At 35.6% G+C, this 15,027-nt stretch carries 17 protein-coding genes; 11 read left to right on the top strand and 6 right to left on the bottom strand.

Annotation, left to right across the window (positions count from 1 at the left end):
* Both pth and OPR28_RS02670 read right to left on the bottom strand, forming a co-directional pair.
* The gene (pth, locus tag OPR28_RS02675) at positions 1–549 is read right to left on the bottom strand and encodes an aminoacyl-tRNA hydrolase (RefSeq protein ID WP_006280288.1); all 549 of its coding nucleotides are present in this window, start codon (positions 547–549) and stop codon (positions 1–3) included.
* Positions 549–1,160, bottom strand: a complete 612-nt coding sequence (locus OPR28_RS02670) for a 50S ribosomal protein L25/general stress protein Ctc (RefSeq protein WP_265023452.1) — start codon at positions 1,158–1,160, stop codon at positions 549–551. Before OPR28_RS02670 ends, pth begins: the two co-directional genes overlap by 1 nt.
* Positions 1,161–1,305: 145 nt before the next feature.
* On the opposite strand from OPR28_RS02670, the gene OPR28_RS02665 reads away from it, so the two are divergent.
* Positions 1,306–1,605 (top strand): NADH dehydrogenase ubiquinone Fe-S protein 4, encoded by a 300-nt coding sequence (locus OPR28_RS02665; RefSeq protein ID WP_155968823.1) that lies wholly within the window; start codon positions 1,306–1,308, stop codon positions 1,603–1,605.
* A 51-nt stretch (positions 1,606–1,656) separates the two neighbouring features.
* On the opposite strand, the gene ftsL is transcribed toward OPR28_RS02665, so the two are convergent.
* Entirely contained in the window at positions 1,657–1,962 is a 306-nt protein-coding gene (ftsL, locus tag OPR28_RS02660; RefSeq protein ID WP_265023451.1) for a cell division protein FtsL, read from the bottom strand.
* A complete protein-coding gene (rsmH, locus tag OPR28_RS02655; protein WP_006279684.1) occupies positions 1,959–2,903 on the bottom strand; it encodes a 16S rRNA (cytosine(1402)-N(4))-methyltransferase RsmH in 945 nt (314 codons plus the stop codon). The genes ftsL and rsmH overlap by 4 nt, the downstream gene beginning before the upstream one ends.
* A gap of 218 nt (positions 2,904–3,121) precedes the next feature.
* Between rsmH and OPR28_RS02650 the strand changes: the two genes are divergently transcribed.
* Positions 3,122–4,369, top strand: a complete 1,248-nt coding sequence (locus tag OPR28_RS02650) for an MFS transporter (RefSeq protein WP_264705539.1) — start codon at positions 3,122–3,124, stop codon at positions 4,367–4,369.
* A gap of 27 nt (positions 4,370–4,396) precedes the next feature.
* Here the strand turns inward: OPR28_RS02650 and map are convergent, their stop codons facing one another.
* The gene (gene map, locus OPR28_RS02645) at positions 4,397–5,179 is read right to left on the bottom strand and encodes a type I methionyl aminopeptidase (protein WP_006279681.1); all 783 of its coding nucleotides are present in this window, start codon (positions 5,177–5,179) and stop codon (positions 4,397–4,399) included.
* A gap of 132 nt (positions 5,180–5,311) precedes the next feature.
* Positions 5,312–6,550: a cell division protein FtsA gene (gene ftsA, locus OPR28_RS02640; RefSeq protein WP_010962406.1), complete on the bottom strand. Its 1,239-nt coding sequence runs from the start codon at positions 6,548–6,550 to the stop codon at positions 5,312–5,314.
* A gap of 138 nt (positions 6,551–6,688) precedes the next feature.
* Between ftsA and def the strand changes: the two genes are divergently transcribed.
* The 9 genes from def to OPR28_RS02595 all read left to right on the top strand — a co-directional run bounded on the left by def (position 6,689) and on the right by OPR28_RS02595 (position 15,026).
* Positions 6,689–7,228 carry a peptide deformylase gene (gene def, locus OPR28_RS02635; RefSeq protein WP_265023450.1) on the top strand — a complete coding sequence of 180 codons (540 nt, stop codon included), beginning with the start codon at positions 6,689–6,691 and terminating at the stop codon, positions 7,226–7,228.
* Positions 7,218–8,039: a uracil-DNA glycosylase gene (locus OPR28_RS02630; protein ID WP_209473207.1), complete on the top strand. Its 822-nt coding sequence runs from the start codon at positions 7,218–7,220 to the stop codon at positions 8,037–8,039. The genes def and OPR28_RS02630 overlap by 11 nt, the downstream gene beginning before the upstream one ends.
* A 661-nt stretch (positions 8,040–8,700) precedes the next feature.
* Positions 8,701–8,907 carry a hypothetical protein gene (locus tag OPR28_RS02625; protein ID WP_038250894.1) on the top strand — a complete coding sequence of 69 codons (207 nt, stop codon included), beginning with the start codon at positions 8,701–8,703 and terminating at the stop codon, positions 8,905–8,907.
* A 66-nt stretch (positions 8,908–8,973) separates the two neighbouring features.
* Positions 8,974–9,186 carry a hypothetical protein gene (locus tag OPR28_RS02620; protein ID WP_006279675.1) on the top strand — a complete coding sequence of 71 codons (213 nt, stop codon included), beginning with the start codon at positions 8,974–8,976 and terminating at the stop codon, positions 9,184–9,186.
* 5 nt (positions 9,187–9,191) lie between these two features.
* Entirely contained in the window at positions 9,192–11,240 is a 2,049-nt protein-coding gene (nuoG, locus tag OPR28_RS02615; RefSeq protein ID WP_458694393.1) for an NADH-quinone oxidoreductase subunit NuoG, read from the top strand.
* On the top strand, positions 11,224–12,249 hold the full coding sequence (gene nuoH, locus OPR28_RS02610) for an NADH-quinone oxidoreductase subunit NuoH (protein ID WP_015588803.1): 1,026 nt from the start codon (positions 11,224–11,226) through the stop codon (positions 12,247–12,249). Before nuoG ends, nuoH begins: the two co-directional genes overlap by 17 nt.
* Positions 12,242–13,237, top strand: a complete 996-nt coding sequence (gene hemB / locus OPR28_RS02605) for a porphobilinogen synthase (RefSeq protein WP_015588802.1) — start codon at positions 12,242–12,244, stop codon at positions 13,235–13,237. The genes nuoH and hemB overlap by 8 nt, the downstream gene beginning before the upstream one ends.
* 146 nt (positions 13,238–13,383) lie before the next feature.
* Entirely contained in the window at positions 13,384–14,142 is a 759-nt protein-coding gene (locus tag OPR28_RS02600; protein WP_182364786.1) for a phosphatidylglycerophosphatase, read from the top strand.
* A 44-nt stretch (positions 14,143–14,186) separates the two neighbouring features.
* A complete protein-coding gene (locus tag OPR28_RS02595; protein WP_265023448.1) occupies positions 14,187–15,026 on the top strand; it encodes a glycine--tRNA ligase subunit alpha in 840 nt (279 codons plus the stop codon).
* The last annotated feature ends 1 nt before the right edge of the window (position 15,027 follow it).

Below are 15,027 nucleotides of genomic sequence, written 5' to 3'. Positions count from 1 at the left end.
TTATACAATCAAATTGATAAAAGCTGTATTATCTCCTTGCAGCATTAAGTGTATATTTTTTGCTATTTTTTCCACTAAGGGAGTAACATTATCAAAATTTGAAAATTTTGATAACACATAATCTGCTAAGCTTCTTTGATCTTCAGGTCTACCCACTCCAAATCTCAAGCGCCAATAATCGTTGCCAATAAAACTATCTATGGATTTAAGTCCATTATGTCCAGCAGAACTACCACCTTTCTTTACTTTTATTCTTCCAAGTTCCAAATCAGCGTCATCATGTATGACAACGATATTATCTAGCGATAATTTGTAAAAGTTTCGTATTTTTGCAACAGGGATGCCTGAATTATTCATAAATGAATAAGGCTTTATTAACATGATTTTATTATCATTAATCATGCCAGAGGTTATCAGATAATCGGCTTTTTTAGAGAACAACTGAAAACCCCAATATTTGCAGATTGCATCAACGGTGATGAAGCCGATATTATGATGAGTTAGCTCATATTGACTGCCAGGATTACCAAGCCCAACTATCAGGTGCACTATTCCTCTGTTTCTGCTTGAGGTTCTTCAACGTCACTATTGGCAGCAGAAATTGTAACAATGGTAAAATTTTCTTCTTCATGAGCTACAAACTTAACACCTTCTGGTAATTTTACATCATTAATATGTATAGACTGGCCAATCATTTTACCGGATAAATCAACTTCAATAACCTGAGGTATTTTATCAGGAGAGCATTTAACAGCAATAGAACGACACAAAACATTAAGCACTCCACCTAATTTGATTCCTGGAGCTTTACTTTCATTCACAAATGATAGAGGTATGTCTATTTTAATTTCACTGCCTTTATCAACAAACTGAAAATCAACATGTTGCACAGTATCCTTTACTACATGCAATTGGATATCGCGAACAAGAACATATTCCTTTTTGCCCGAAATATTCAGCTCTATCAAATGTGCAGAAAGAGAGCCTGACTTATATTGCTTTGTGAATTCCTTTGCAGACAATGTCAAATTTACATTATCATGGCCCTTTCCATATATGATTCCAGGGATGTTTCCTTTCTTCCTTAGAGAATGCATCGCTTTTGTTTTTGTTATATCACGTAACTCTGCATTAATTGTTACTATTTCCTGTTGCGTCATCGGTTACTCCTATTCAGCTAATCCTTTTAATATAATTTAATAATAATATAACATAAAAATATTTATTTCAAACTTCATTCTTTCATACTAATTGTTTGTGAAAGGATTTATTTAGATATATATTTAAGCTTATTTAACAAGAACTATGGGCATTGACGATAAAGTAGTTTTTAGGATTTATAGACCAACAAGAACTGCAACACAATCTGGTTTAGGTAATACAAATTTCTGGCACCTGAAAATTGAATCTGGCTCTTACTACATTGAACCTTTAATGGGGTGGGTTGGCTCAAAAGATCCAAAAAAACAGATTGTATTAAAGTTTGATTCTCTTGAAAAAGCAGTATTCTACGCAAAAAAACGCAACGTTAAATACGTAATTGAAATGCCAAAAAATGTTAAGAGGCTGCCAAAATCTTACGCAAGCAATTTCATACTAAAGTAAGGTTTATTGTGGTGTGCTTATCTGTAAAAGATAAAGCTTAGTATAACCAATTTAACTCTGGGTTTTAAGTTGTGCTAACACACTGCGGCCATTTAAAGAGTCAAGATTTTTAACCTGGCTAGCCAGTATTAAAGAGTTATTTTTCAGGTATTTCTTTACAAGGCTTGCAAGTCTTTTTGGATTATTCAAATAGCTCCACTCTGCTTGTAAAACTTTTATATCACTTTGTACTAAATTAATTTCACTTTTTATTTTTATTAGCTCTCTATTTAACGACTGAACATGTAATTTTACCTTAAATAGTCCTACAATGCTAAGAAAAAACATAACTATTGAGATGATGCAGAAAGTTCTCACGACAACCTCTGTATAGCTCTTAGTTTTGCTGAGCGTGAACGCGGATTTGCACTTACTTCTTCTATACTTGCTTCGATCACTTTTTTATTTAGCAGAGAGAATGTCTTGCAATCAGTAGCACATAAATCTTTAAAAAAAGTTTTGACTATACGATCTTCTAAGGAATGAAAGGTGACGACAATTAATTTGCCATTCTCACTTAAAATCTCAGATGCAGCTTTAATACCCTTTTCAAGTTCTCCCAGCTCATCGTTTACCCATATTCTGATTGCCTGAAATGTTCTGGTTGCAGGATCAATTTTGCTTTTTCCACGAAATACCACGGAACGTACAATATCCGCAAGCTCAAATGTAGTTTTGATAGTTTTCTTCTTCCGTGCATTTATTATTGCTCTTGCAATTTTGCGAGAATGACGTTCGCCTCCGTAGTTATATATAGTATTTGCGATTTCTTCTTCGCGTAAAGCGTTAACAAACGTTGAAGCGTTTATATAAGAAGAGTTATCCATGCTCATATCGAGTGGACCATCATGTAAAAATGAGAACCCTCTATCTCCGTTATCAAGCTGCATAGATGAAACTCCGATGTCAAAGACCACTCCATCCACCCCGTTTGATGTCATTCCAGCGCGTGACCAGTTATTTTTTCCAGTATCAAGTACTGGGATGACAGGAGATGGCTCAACGCTGCTTAGTATACTTTTAATATTACTAAACTTCTCAATGAATAGTTTTATTCTATCTGGATATCTAACGCTTAAATCATCATAAAACTTAGTTACCGTTTCATCTCTATCAATTGCATATACTTTGCAATCAGCTGACTCCAATATTGCTTTGCTATACCCTCCAGCTCCAAATGTGGCGTCCACGTATATGCCACCATCCTGCGGTGATAGTAGTGATAGCATCTCTTTTAACAAAACTGGAGTGTGTGTCATATCAAAAAATTTAAGTACAGTTGGTGTAGATATCCTACTCTACTCTACTCTTCACATCAATTTTATTTATGTACATAGATTTTCTTGCCAAAATATGGTATCTTATCGGAATATATGAGCAATAATATTAAAATCAAGGTTTAATATTGTTAATATAATATTCACATAACGTTCACATTTTTTTTTATATATAAGATCAAACAGGCTATAGGGAAATTATGCAGCAAATAACAAAAGTAATATTTTCAAGTTTGATTTGTAACACTTTATTGTGGTATGACCACATGCTTTTTGGCCACTTAATAAACATAATAGGTGGTGTGTTTTTTCCATCGGATGATCAACTAACCAGCGTATTGAAGGCTTTTGGAGTGTTTGCAGTGGGTTTCTTAATGAGACCAGTCGGTGCTGCTATATTTGGTCACATTGGTGATAAACATGGCAGAAGAGTTGCCTTATTGCTCTCGATTATATTAATGACTTTATCAACCGTATTAATTGCTTTTGTTCCAGGTTATCAAAGCATTGGAATACTAGCGTCAATGCTGGTAGTGTGTTTAAGATTATTGCAGGGTATATCTCTTGGAGGAGAAGCAGGAAATGCACCATTTTTAATAGAACATGCTCCTAAAAACAAAAAAGGATTTTTTGGCAGCATTGAGGTATTAAGTGCAATTCTTGGTTCAATATTAAGCCTGATAGCGGTACTCATATGCAAAAAAGTATCTGATTTTGAATCTTGGGGGTGGAGATTACCTTTCATTTTCAGTTTAGCAATGGGATTAATTAGCATATATATGAGATATATACTTGATGAAAGCCCAGAGTATAAAAGACAAAAAAATCCGTCTAAATTGCCACTAAAAGAGTTATTAAACAATTACAAAAAGCCTGTTCTAATATCAATAGGTATTGACTTGGTTGAAAATGCGTCTCTCTATATATATTTGGTATTTTTCAATGTGCTTACGAATAAAATATTAACAGTAAATACTCATTTTAATCATATAGTGGAAATACTGAGTCAAATTGCGCTCGGAGGATTGACAATATTATTTGCTATACTTTCTGATAAGGTAGGAAGAGAAAAAGTTATGAAATTTGCATTTATAGCTTTTGTAATAGTAAGTTATCCAGTTTTTTCAATGTTATGTAGTGGCAATTACTTGCTGGCACACATTCTTTTTATAATTCCAATAGCTGCATCGCTTGGTCCTGTCAGTGCACTTATGTGCGAATTATTTCCAACAAAGGTTCGGTACAGTGGATTTGGTTTATCAAGAAATATAGCTGCTGGATTTTTTGGCGGCCTTGCACCATTTATATGCACAACAATTATCAAGGTTACAGGACAAGAGACTTCAGCTAGTTTTTACATGATTTTCTGTGCATTAATTGGGCTAGTTGCTATATCGCAAATTAAGGGTGAGCTTTCTTCAAAATTACCCAAAGTAAACCAAGTATAGTTGCAGTATAGCAGAATTTAAAAAAATCTAATTATAAGGTGGGAAATGCCAATTCTTAGGTGATAATGTGAATATTTCAGCACCATCTTTTGTTACTCCGAGCGTATGTTCAAATTGAGCAGAAAGTGAAAGATCGCGTGTTGTCACTGTCCAATCATCGAGTTTACTGAGCAGAGTCTCATGTTTTCCAGCATTAATCATTGGCTCTATTGTAAAGAACATACCTTCCTTCAAGACGAGATTTTCATCTTGATCATAGAAATGCACTACATTTGGTGGAGCATGAAAGACTTTTCCTATACCATGTCCGCAGTAGCTGCGTACGATAGAATATCCAAAATCTCTAATATATTTCTCTATAGCAAGCCCTATTTCATTTAACTTATTGCCGGGCTTAACTTGTTTGATTGCTTCCATCAATGCATGATAAGTAGCGTCACACAAGCGTTTTGCTTTTATTGATGGCTTGCCAACCCAAAACATGCGACTTGTATCACCATGCCAGCCATTTAAAATCACCGTGACATCAATATTTAAAATATCTCCATCTTTAAGTGGTTTATTATCGGGAACACCATGGCACACAACTGCATTTTTTGAAGTGCAAATCGATTTTGGATACCCCCTATAGTTTAGTGGTGCTGGAATTGCACCTGCATTAATTATAAAATCATGACATAGATCATTTAACTCATTAGTTGTCACCCCTACCTTTACGTACGGTGCAATGAAATCAAGAGTTTCAGCAGCAAGCCTGCCAGCCTTGCGCATAAATTCAAAATCTTCTTGTGAGTGTATAGTTATGTTCATATTTTCCATGTCTTATTGTAATTGGTACGCTTACTCGCAAGTACATAAACATAATAATTTTACATATTATAAAAATAAGTCCTATGGATCCTAGTGTCAAGTCATTTGTATGAAAGGTGGTAAAACAGAAATCTAGACTGTAACTTTTGATTTAACCCAATTATACAATTTACTCATTTTACCATCCTGACCTAAAATACCAGAATTATTTTTATAAAAAGTGTCAACTATTAGCTTTATAGAGCCTATAGCAGCAGAAAATACAGGATTTTTATCATATTCGCCATCAAGACCGCTACAAGACTCAGGGCACCCAATTCGAACTTGCTTATTGAATATATAGCCTGCAATTTCCTTCATGCTTGTGAGTTGACTAGTTCCACCTGTGATCACTACTTTATTAATTGGATCTTTCTGCTCTTGAAATTGCTCTCTTACCATTTCAAGTATTTCTTCAACTCTTGGTCTTATGATGTTAATAAGCTCAGATTTGAATACTTGAGTAGGTTCATCATTTTCGTTGTTTTGCATTGTAATGTACTCATTCTCATCTATTGAAGTTACGATAGTGCTGCCATACAGTATTTTTATATACTCTGCACGTTCTATGCTTGTGCATAGCCCGTAAGCAATATCTCGAGTGATATGAACACCACCAATTGGAACGCTGCTTGCATACACAAGTTTCCCTCTTTTGAAAATTCCAATTGCAGTGCACCCACCGCCTATATCAACAATAGCAGTCCCGAGCTCTTTTTCATCTCCACTGAGACACGCAAGACCTGCAGAATATGCAGAAGCAATACAACCTGCCATATTTAATCCACCATTATTGGTAATACAGTTTTCAATATTGGTAAGCGCTGGACGCGAAGCAGTGACAACATTAACATCAGCAGATAGTCTTTTTCCGTACAATCCACCAACTTCTTTTATGTCAGTCATGTCATCTAAGTGATATTTTAGTGGTATATTGTGAATGATAACATTGTCTTCAATATATTTCTCAAATGTTTGAAAAACTACACGTCTTATATCACGCTCAGAAATCTCATGGTTAGCTGCAATAATTTCATTATGTACATTGAAAGATGAGATGCCACATCCAGCAATGTTCACATATATCTGATCTATGGTTTCTTCTGATACTTGTTCAGCTAAACCTATAGTTGATGAGATGGAGTAATTTGCGTGTTTTACATTAGTTATTGATCCACCGTTTACACCTTCTGCAATCTTATAACCCGTTCCTGTTACTTTATAGCTGAAGTTGCCATTTATCTTAACGATTAGACAGATAATTTTTGTTGTACCTATGTCTAAAACAGCAAAAACATTTCTCTTTGGTTTTGCTATTACTGCAGAGTACATTAGTTAACCTTATTACGCAATTTCATTTAAATTGTAGCTTTCTTTAATAATTTATATTTCTATTATAGATATAGCAACATTTTAATATACACTAAATTCTGGACAAAAGGAAAAGCAAAACATAGAATTATAATTTTTATGTCCATATTACCAATTGTAATTGCCCCTGATGAAAGACTAATCACACGTGCCAGTGAAGTAACAGATATAAACGATAAAATTAAAGAATTAGTAAACGACATGTTCGAAACTATGTATGATGCAGAAGGTCTTGGCCTTGCTGCAGTGCAAGTTGGAGTGTTAAAGAGAATTTTTGTTGTGGATGTTCAGCTAGAAACGATTGAAAATGAGCCAGCAGGATATGGCTCAACTGGCAAATTTTACATGATTAATCCTGAGATTACAGAATTATCCGATGAACAAGTAATTCTCAAGGAAGGATGCCTTTCAATTCCAGAGCAAAGTCATGAAATTAAGCGTCCAAAGTATCTAACTGTGAAATACAGAGACTTAAATAACGAAGAACAGACGCTAAAAGCTAGTGGTTGGCTTGCAAGGTGTATTCAGCATGAATTAGATCACTTAAACGGCATATTATATATTAGACATTTATCTAAATTAAAGTATGATATGGCCATGAAAAAAGCACAAAAGGTTAAAAAGCATTATGAGCAATAAAGACCTAGAATTATTAAAATTTTACCATGAAGTGGGCGTTGATTGCACACTAATGGAGGGTGAAGAGGAAAAAAAATTGGAGAGCAAAGAGAGTGTACAACCCTCTGTTATCCAAACTGGGACCAAGAAGAAAGATGCAGATATGCGCTGGAATGACACTAAAGATGGAAAAGACATGTTTCCAAGTGATTGGATAATTGAAGCAAGGAAACTTGCAGGTAAATGTGGTAGTGTGGATGAATTAAGAAGTGCAGTTGAATCATTTGAAGGTTGTGAGATAAAAAAAACTGCAACTAATACTGTCTTTTCCGATGGTAATCCAAATGCAAAAATTATGCTCGTTGGTGAAGCTCCAGGAGCAAATGAAGACCTTCAAGGCATACCATTTTGTGGTGCAAGTGGAATGTTGCTCGATAAAATGTTAAATGCAATCAATCTTGATCGCACTAAGGTATACATAAGCAATACTGTATTTTGGCGCCCACCTGGCAATAGAAAGCCAACCGACCTAGAGCTTGATATGTGCAGACCATTTGTTGAGAAGCATGTTGCACTGGTTTCACCGCAAATTCTAATTTTAGTCGGGGGAATCGCATGTTATAGCCTTCTTGACAGCACAAAAACTATATCGAATTTGCGTGGCAGATTTCATACGTACACTAACCAATATTTGTCCAATTCAATCACCACAGCCGCTATATTTCATCCAGCTTACCTACTTCGCCAACCGGCACAAAAACGTTTAGCCTGGGAGGACTTGAAGAAGATTAGGGAGTATCTTGATAACACCAATAACTGCACAAATACCTAATAAAGTGGTAGACCTCTTGCATAGTTTTTTGCAGCATGTTAACAATCGTTAGAAACGAAAAAACTTCCTTGACAAACTCCGCCAGCCCCCTTATCATAAAATTGAAGCTATTGTATTTGCTTTCGCCAATCTGCAGATTAAAAGGTAAGGATTACTTAATGTATCGGCGTCTTATGTTCAATTTTTTGCAGTATATAGATACTGTATGTCTTTACAAAACTTCATCTACATCTAGATTTTTATCTAAATAAGCTGAACGCGCTTATAAAGCGTTACAAGACATCAAAAAATGCCAATACTCGACAGAGATAGTAAAAGACTAGCTAACTCGGGGATTCTTTGTCTTTTTTTCTGCTTAGTAAATTTCTTAAACATTTGCAGCGTAAGTTAGTTGCAATTAAAAGCAGCTTAATCTTGCTTGTCAAGCGTTTAAAACATAAAAAACGCCAATATTTTAAAGCGGATAATAACCCCAGGGCTTCTTTTGCCTTTTTTTTCGTTTGGTAAATTTCTTAATGTTTATAGCTAAACGACAATCGTCATCCCGCAGCGGGATCTATGCTTTGAGATACCGCGAATAAATCGCGGTATGACGTAGAGCTCGCGTTAGCTATACTTTTATGCTTACCAACTCAGTATCCAATCAAAATCCTGGATTTCAGTGTCAAGCACTGAAATGACACCAAAAGGGCTACTGCTGTTTTGGATGGAAACCAGTGTCAGCTACTTGAATCTGCCACGCAAATTGCCTGCAAATTGCAATGTTCGTACAGCTGTGCGTCATGCGCTGGAATGGCATCAAGGGGTAACTTTTTATTTAAACAATGATTGTAAAATGATTATAATAAGAGATCTATTGAAATTTTAAAGTTATTAAATATTGACGCTATATACTTAAGTGTTAAAATAGAATGAAAAGTTTTTAGGAGTTTATATGGCAGCAGGTGGGAAAGCAAAGACAGCTAGTAAAAATAACCCTACTCAGCGTAAGAAAGCTGAGCAAAAAATGTATAAAGATAAACCGGTAAAACCTGTTAGATATATAGATCGTGATTCGCGCATGAATTATATGTCTGCTCAATATGACAACGGCAATCTGGTTGAAGATGAGGTAAGCGGCAATCCTATAAAGTGGGAAGCTGTATAATAGTTGTGGTTAAAGTTACTATTAATTCTAAGGAATGTGAAGTAGAGCATGGGCTCACTATAATTCAAGCTTGTGAAGTCGTGGGCGTTGAAATTCCACGTTTTTGTTATCATGAGCGTTTAGCAATTGCTGGTAACTGCAGAATGTGTTTGGTTGAAGTGGAGGGTGGACCTCCAAAACCAGTAGCCTCTTGTGCAATGCCAGTTGCAGAAGGGATGGTTATTCACACTGATACCCCTAAGGTTAAAAAAGCACGTGAAGGTGTGCTTGAGTTTTTGCTAATTAACCACCCGCTTGATTGCCCAATTTGCGATCAGGGTGGTGAATGCGATTTGCAAGATATCACGATGGCTTATGGGAAAGGAACCAGCAGACTTGATGAGCATAAGAGGGCTGTGCCAAAAAAACACTTCGGACCACTGATTGAGACCGCGATGAATCGATGCATTCATTGCACTCGGTGTGTTAGATTTTTGTCTGATGTTGCAGGTACAAATGAACTTGGAGGAATCGGAAGGGGAGAAAATGTAGAGATTAGCACTTACATAAAAAGGCATATTAGTTCTGAATTATCCGGAAATATCATAGATCTCTGCCCGGTAGGAGCTTTAACTTCAAAGCCTTACTCCTTTACAGCGCGTCCATGGGAGCTATCACATTGCGAAACTATAGATGTACTAGATGCTGTGGGAAGTAGTATTAGAGTTGATTATCGTGGCCCGGAAGTTATGCGAATATTGCCAAGGCTGAGCGAAGAAATAAATGAAGAATGGATATCAGATAAAACCCGCTTTGCCTATGATGGACTAAAAGTTCAGCGTCTTGATCGACCTTATATAAAAAAAGATGGTAAATTAGCCCCAGTTGATTGGAATGAGGCATTAACTGTTGCTGCAAAGAAATTAAAGAATACAAAATCAAATAAAATAGCTGCAATTGCAGGTGATTTAGCAGATTGTGAGTCTATGCTTCTACTTAAAGAAATGATGCAGAAGCTCGGCTCGGGAAATATAGATTGCAGGCAGGATGGTGCAAAACTTATACCAAATAATCGTGGATCGTATGTGTTCAATACCACTATTGAAGGTATAGAGAATGCGGATTTGTGTCTGCTTATAAATACAAACCCAAGGATAGAAGCACCGATCATTAACGTAAGATTGAGAAAGAGATATTTACAGGGCAACTTTCCTGTTGCAAGTGTTGGTCCTAACATTGAATATTTGTATCATGTTGAGAAATTGGGCGATAATCCTGATATTTTGAGTGAAATAGCAAATGGAAATCATAAGTTCTGTAAGCTGCTGAGTGCTGCTCAGAGCCCTATGCTGATTATCGGTCAAGATGCATTAGTAAGAGACGATTCTGAATCAATTCTAATTCTAGCTGGCAAAATTGCAGAAGAATTTAACATGGTCAGAGATGACTGGAATGGCTTTAATGTGCTGCATAAAGCTGCAGCAAGAGTTGGTGGGCTAGATATTGGGTTTGTTCCTAAAAAAGGCGAAAGGGATATTAATCAAATATTGGAACATGCAGAAAGTGGTGAAATAGAAGTTGTTTATCTTCTTGGTGCAGATGAAATTGACACATCAAAGTTAGAAAACACATTTGTAATTTATCAAGGTCATCACGGTGATAAGGGTGCACATGTGGCAGATGTTATCTTGCCTGGTGCTGCATATACAGAAAAATATGCAACTTATGTAAACACTGAAGGTCGAGTGCAAAGAACAAATTTAGCTGTATTTCCTCCAGGTGAAGCAAAGGAGGACTGGTTAATTATTAAAAATCTCTCGCAATATTTGGATCTCTCCTTACCATATGATAGTTTATTTGACGTGAGAAAAAAATTAGATACTATCGGTCCACAGTTTAGAAATGCTGATCAAGTGATAAAAAATACATGGGTACCAATCAGCAGTGGTGAAATAAGCTTAAGTAATACACCTTTTACTTTAAAGGAGTGTAATTTTTATATGACGGATTCAATAAGTCGCGCTTCAAAAATAATGGCAGATTGTACTAAAGCTTTTTATGAACACGCTAGTTAATATTTTATTTATTTTAGTACCGCTACTACTTTCAGTTGCATATTTGACATACTTTGAGCGTAAGGTCCTTGCTGCAATTCAACTGAGGCACGGCCCGAGTGTAGTTGGACCTTTTGGGCTATTGCAGCCATTTGCAGATGCTATTAAGCTACTGATTAAAGAGCCGATAATACCATTTAGAGCGAGCACCATACTGTTCATTATGGCTCCAATGCTTACCTTTATCTTGGCATTAATTGCCTGGGCAGTTATACCGTTTGGTGCTGAAGTAATTGTAGAAAATGGCCAGCAAGTAGTTATTCCTAAGGTTATAGCAAATATTAATGTTGGAGTGCTTTACGTGCTAGCTATATCGTCGCTGGGAGTATACGGCGTAATTATTGCAGGCTGGTCAAGCAATTCTAATTATGCATTTCTTGGTGCTATACGGTCGGCTGCTCAGATGATTTCATATGAAGTTTCAATAGGCTTAATAGTTGCTGCAGTCGTTATTACCACTGGAACATTAAATCTTGGAGAGATGGTGGTAGCGAAACACAATATGCCATTTTGGGTTGATTTACTACTAATGCCTATAGGAATAATATTTTTTATTTCTTTGCTTGCAGAAACTAATCGTCACCCATTTGATTTACCAGAAGCTGAAGCAGAGCTAGTCTCTGGATATAACGTTGAATATTCATCCATGCCTTTTGCCCTCTTTTTTCTTGGAGAATATGCAAATATGATTCTAGCAAGTGCTATGATGACGATATTCTTTCTAGGAGGATGGTATCCTCCGTTAGAACTTGGTTTGCTTTATAAAATTCCAGGTTTAATTTGGTTCGTTTTGAAGATAATTATACTTTTATTCGTATTTATTTGGATTAGAGCAACAATACCTCGTTATCGATATGATCAGCTAATGCGCCTTGGTTGGAAAGTATTTCTACCAATATCGGTGCTTTGGGTAATACTCATTTCAGGGGTGTTGCTCTTTACTGGGAATTTGCCTGGATCCAATGTTTAATTTCCCAAATACAAGATTAAGACGCAGGCGCTCGAGCAAATGGGTTCGCAATTTAACAAGTGAAAATAGTTTATCAGTAAACGATCTGGTTCTTCCTCTGTTTGTTCATGACAGAGAAGAAACAACTGAACCAATTTCTGGCTTACCAGATGTAAAGTGTTATTCAATAGATGGATTAGTGTCTATAGTTAAGGAAGCTAAAGATTTAGGAATTAATGCTGTTGCAATTTTTCCTGTAGTTGATAGTAAACTAAAATCTGAAAACGCTGAGGAAGCATATAATTCTGACAACTTAATCTGCAGAGCAATTTGTGCTGTAAAATTAAAGGTACCTGAAATTGGTATTATTGCAGACATTGCATTGGATCCATACACTATTCACGGCCATGACGGCATTTTAAAAGATAATCAGATGGATGTAGAAAACGATGAAACCGTGTCGATATTATGTAAGCAAGCACTTGCTTTAGCAGCATCAGGATGTGATGTAGTTGCTCCTTCTGATATGATGGATGGTAGAATAGGAAGAATCAGAAAATCATTAGATGATAACAACTTTCAAGACGTATTAATATTATCTTATGCAGTGAAATACTGCTCTAGCTTCTATGCTCCATTCAGGCAAGTCGTTGGTTCATGTGGGCTATCACATTCTATAGACAAAAGTGGTTATCAAATGGATTATAAAAATGCGCGCGAAGCAATGTGCGAAATTGAAATGGATATAAATGAAGGTGCAGATTTTATTATGATTAAACCAGGTATGCCATATTTGGATATTATCAAAACAGCAAGTGATAAGTTTAATTTTCCGATTTTTGCTTACCAAGTAAGCGGTGAGTACGCAATGATAAAAGCTGCTGCAAATAATGGCTGGCTAGATTATGACAAGGTGATTTATGAATCTTTGATTGGTTTCAAACGTGCGGGTGCAAGTGCAATATTCACTTACGCTGCACTTGATATTGCAAAAAATTTAAGTGCATAAGCCCTATAAAATTATTAAATTTTTGGCGCACGTTCTTCTACTGTTGCTGCATATTACCTAAAATCTTCCAATACATGTTTTAAGCTATTGATAAGTCTATTACAATACAGTATTATAAATAATATAAACCAAGTGTTACTTAGAACATGGGGATTTTTTTTAAATTTTTGGGGAAGATGCTAGGCAAGGTTTTTCCTGCTAAAACAGTAAGCTCTCTTTTAGGAATAGGATATTTACCAAGTTGGCAGAACTATTGGTCTTCTTTTTTAATATTATTTATTGTCGATGTTATATTAATTCTTACATATGGAGGCGAATACTTACTATATAAAATGCCAGACTCAGGAATAGTTGTAGCTGCTGTTTTTACAAAATTGGCAATAGTTATGTTAGTAATGCAATTAATTGGAATATTTATTTTTCATGCTCAAGACCCTTCAGCAAACAGTGGTGAAGAAATAGTAATACAAATAGCGTCAGGGCAAGTACTGACTGTAGCACTTTCAATGCCAGCAATAATGTCAATTTATTATGCTGTAAGTAAACTCTATGGGAATATATGTAAGCAGATGTTTCAATGCCCATTTTGGTTTAATGATTTTATGCACTTTTTCTTTTTTCTTATGATACCTTACGTATTTTTTAATGTCGTAGAAGTGATAAAACCATGGCCAATAAGTTCAATACAGCTCAGCTATAATAATGCAATGTCAATTACATTTGAGGGGATTTTTCACACATTTTATGCGGTGATTTTACTGTATTTAACAGCATTTATATTCTGCGATTTAACTATGCATGATGCAATTGTCCTAAATAAAAGCATAATTCAGTATGTGAGAGAAAGTTCAGCAGTCTTAGGTGATTATTTACATGATACTGTTAAAAAAATAGGTATTGAATAGTACTTATTTATTTATATATTTAGTATAAAAAGTGTGCAATTTGTGTGAACTTACAAAGTATAATAAAAGAGTTACAAGATTTTTGGGCTAGTGAAGGGTGCGTTATACTTCACCCATACACATCTGAAGTTGGTGCTGGTACATTACATCCTGCAACAATTATGTCTGCAATTGATACAAAACCGACAAAAATTGCATATCTACAACCAGTAATTAGGCCAGCAGATGGGCGCTATAGTGATAATCCTAATCGTTTGTATCAACATCACCAATATCAAGTTATAATAAAGCCATCTGGTAATAATTTACAAGACGTCTATTTAGATAGCTTAAAAGCTCTTGGCATATCTACAGAAAAATATGATATTAAGTTTGTTGAAGATGATTGGGAAAACCCAAGTGTTGGTGCATCAGGACTTGGATGGGAAGTTACATGCAATGGAATGGAAGTAACACAGCTTACTTATATACAGCAAGTTGGAGGGATTGACTGCAAGATGATTCCTGGTGAGGTGGCATATGGGTTGGAACGTTTAGCAATGTGCATACAAGGTGTAGATAATGTTTACGATATAATTTGGAACGATAACGGTGTAACTTACGGAAATATTTTTAAACAAAGAGAATATGAATTTTCTTATCTAGCATTAGATTATTATGATACTAAAGTGGTACAGCAGCAATTCGAAGATACGGAAAAATTGTGCAAGTTCCTTATTGAAAAGGAGCTACCAATGGCAGCTTATGACCAATGTATTAAAACTAGTCACCTACTTAATCTGCTTGATGCAAGAGGTGTGCTTGGTGTGAATGAACGTACAGCTTATATTGGTAGAGTTAGAGAGCTGACAAAAAAATGTTGTGAATTGTACATGAGTAAATAGC

It is taken from the genome of Wolbachia endosymbiont (group A) of Epistrophe grossularia, from assembly GCF_947251435.1.
In the GTDB taxonomy this organism is placed as follows: domain Bacteria; phylum Pseudomonadota; class Alphaproteobacteria; order Rickettsiales; family Anaplasmataceae; genus Wolbachia; species Wolbachia pipientis.
The sequence above is the reverse complement of the archived record's forward strand: the minus strand, read 5'-3'. Positions and strand labels throughout refer to the sequence as shown.

What these genes read in the sequence shown, in the direction of transcription:
- nuoH (WP_015588803.1), top strand. Translation starts at nt 11,224, where the DNA reads ATGAACACGCTAGTTAATATTTTATTTATTTTAGTACCGCTACTACTT.
- OPR28_RS02620 (WP_006279675.1), top strand. Translation starts at nt 8,974, where the DNA reads ATGGCAGCAGGTGGGAAAGCAAAGACAGCTAGTAAAAATAACCCTACT.
- rsmH (WP_006279684.1), bottom strand. Translation starts at nt 2,903, where the DNA reads ATGACACACACTCCAGTTTTGTTAAAAGAGATGCTATCACTACTATCA.
- def (WP_265023450.1), top strand. Translation starts at nt 6,689, where the DNA reads ATGTCCATATTACCAATTGTAATTGCCCCTGATGAAAGACTAATCACA.
- OPR28_RS02665 (WP_155968823.1), top strand. Translation starts at nt 1,306, where the DNA reads ATGGGCATTGACGATAAAGTAGTTTTTAGGATTTATAGACCAACAAGA.
- ftsA (WP_010962406.1), bottom strand. Translation starts at nt 6,550, where the DNA reads ATGTACTCTGCAGTAATAGCAAAACCAAAGAGAAATGTTTTTGCTGTT.
- OPR28_RS02670 (WP_265023452.1), bottom strand. Translation starts at nt 1,160, where the DNA reads ATGACGCAACAGGAAATAGTAACAATTAATGCAGAGTTACGTGATATA.
- OPR28_RS02630 (WP_209473207.1), top strand. Translation starts at nt 7,218, where the DNA reads ATGAGCAATAAAGACCTAGAATTATTAAAATTTTACCATGAAGTGGGC.
- OPR28_RS02600 (WP_182364786.1), top strand. Translation starts at nt 13,384, where the DNA reads ATGGGGATTTTTTTTAAATTTTTGGGGAAGATGCTAGGCAAGGTTTTT.
- map (WP_006279681.1), bottom strand. Translation starts at nt 5,179, where the DNA reads ATGAACATAACTATACACTCACAAGAAGATTTTGAATTTATGCGCAAG.
- OPR28_RS02650 (WP_264705539.1), top strand. Translation starts at nt 3,122, where the DNA reads ATGCAGCAAATAACAAAAGTAATATTTTCAAGTTTGATTTGTAACACT.
- hemB (WP_015588802.1), top strand. Translation starts at nt 12,242, where the DNA reads ATGTTTAATTTCCCAAATACAAGATTAAGACGCAGGCGCTCGAGCAAA.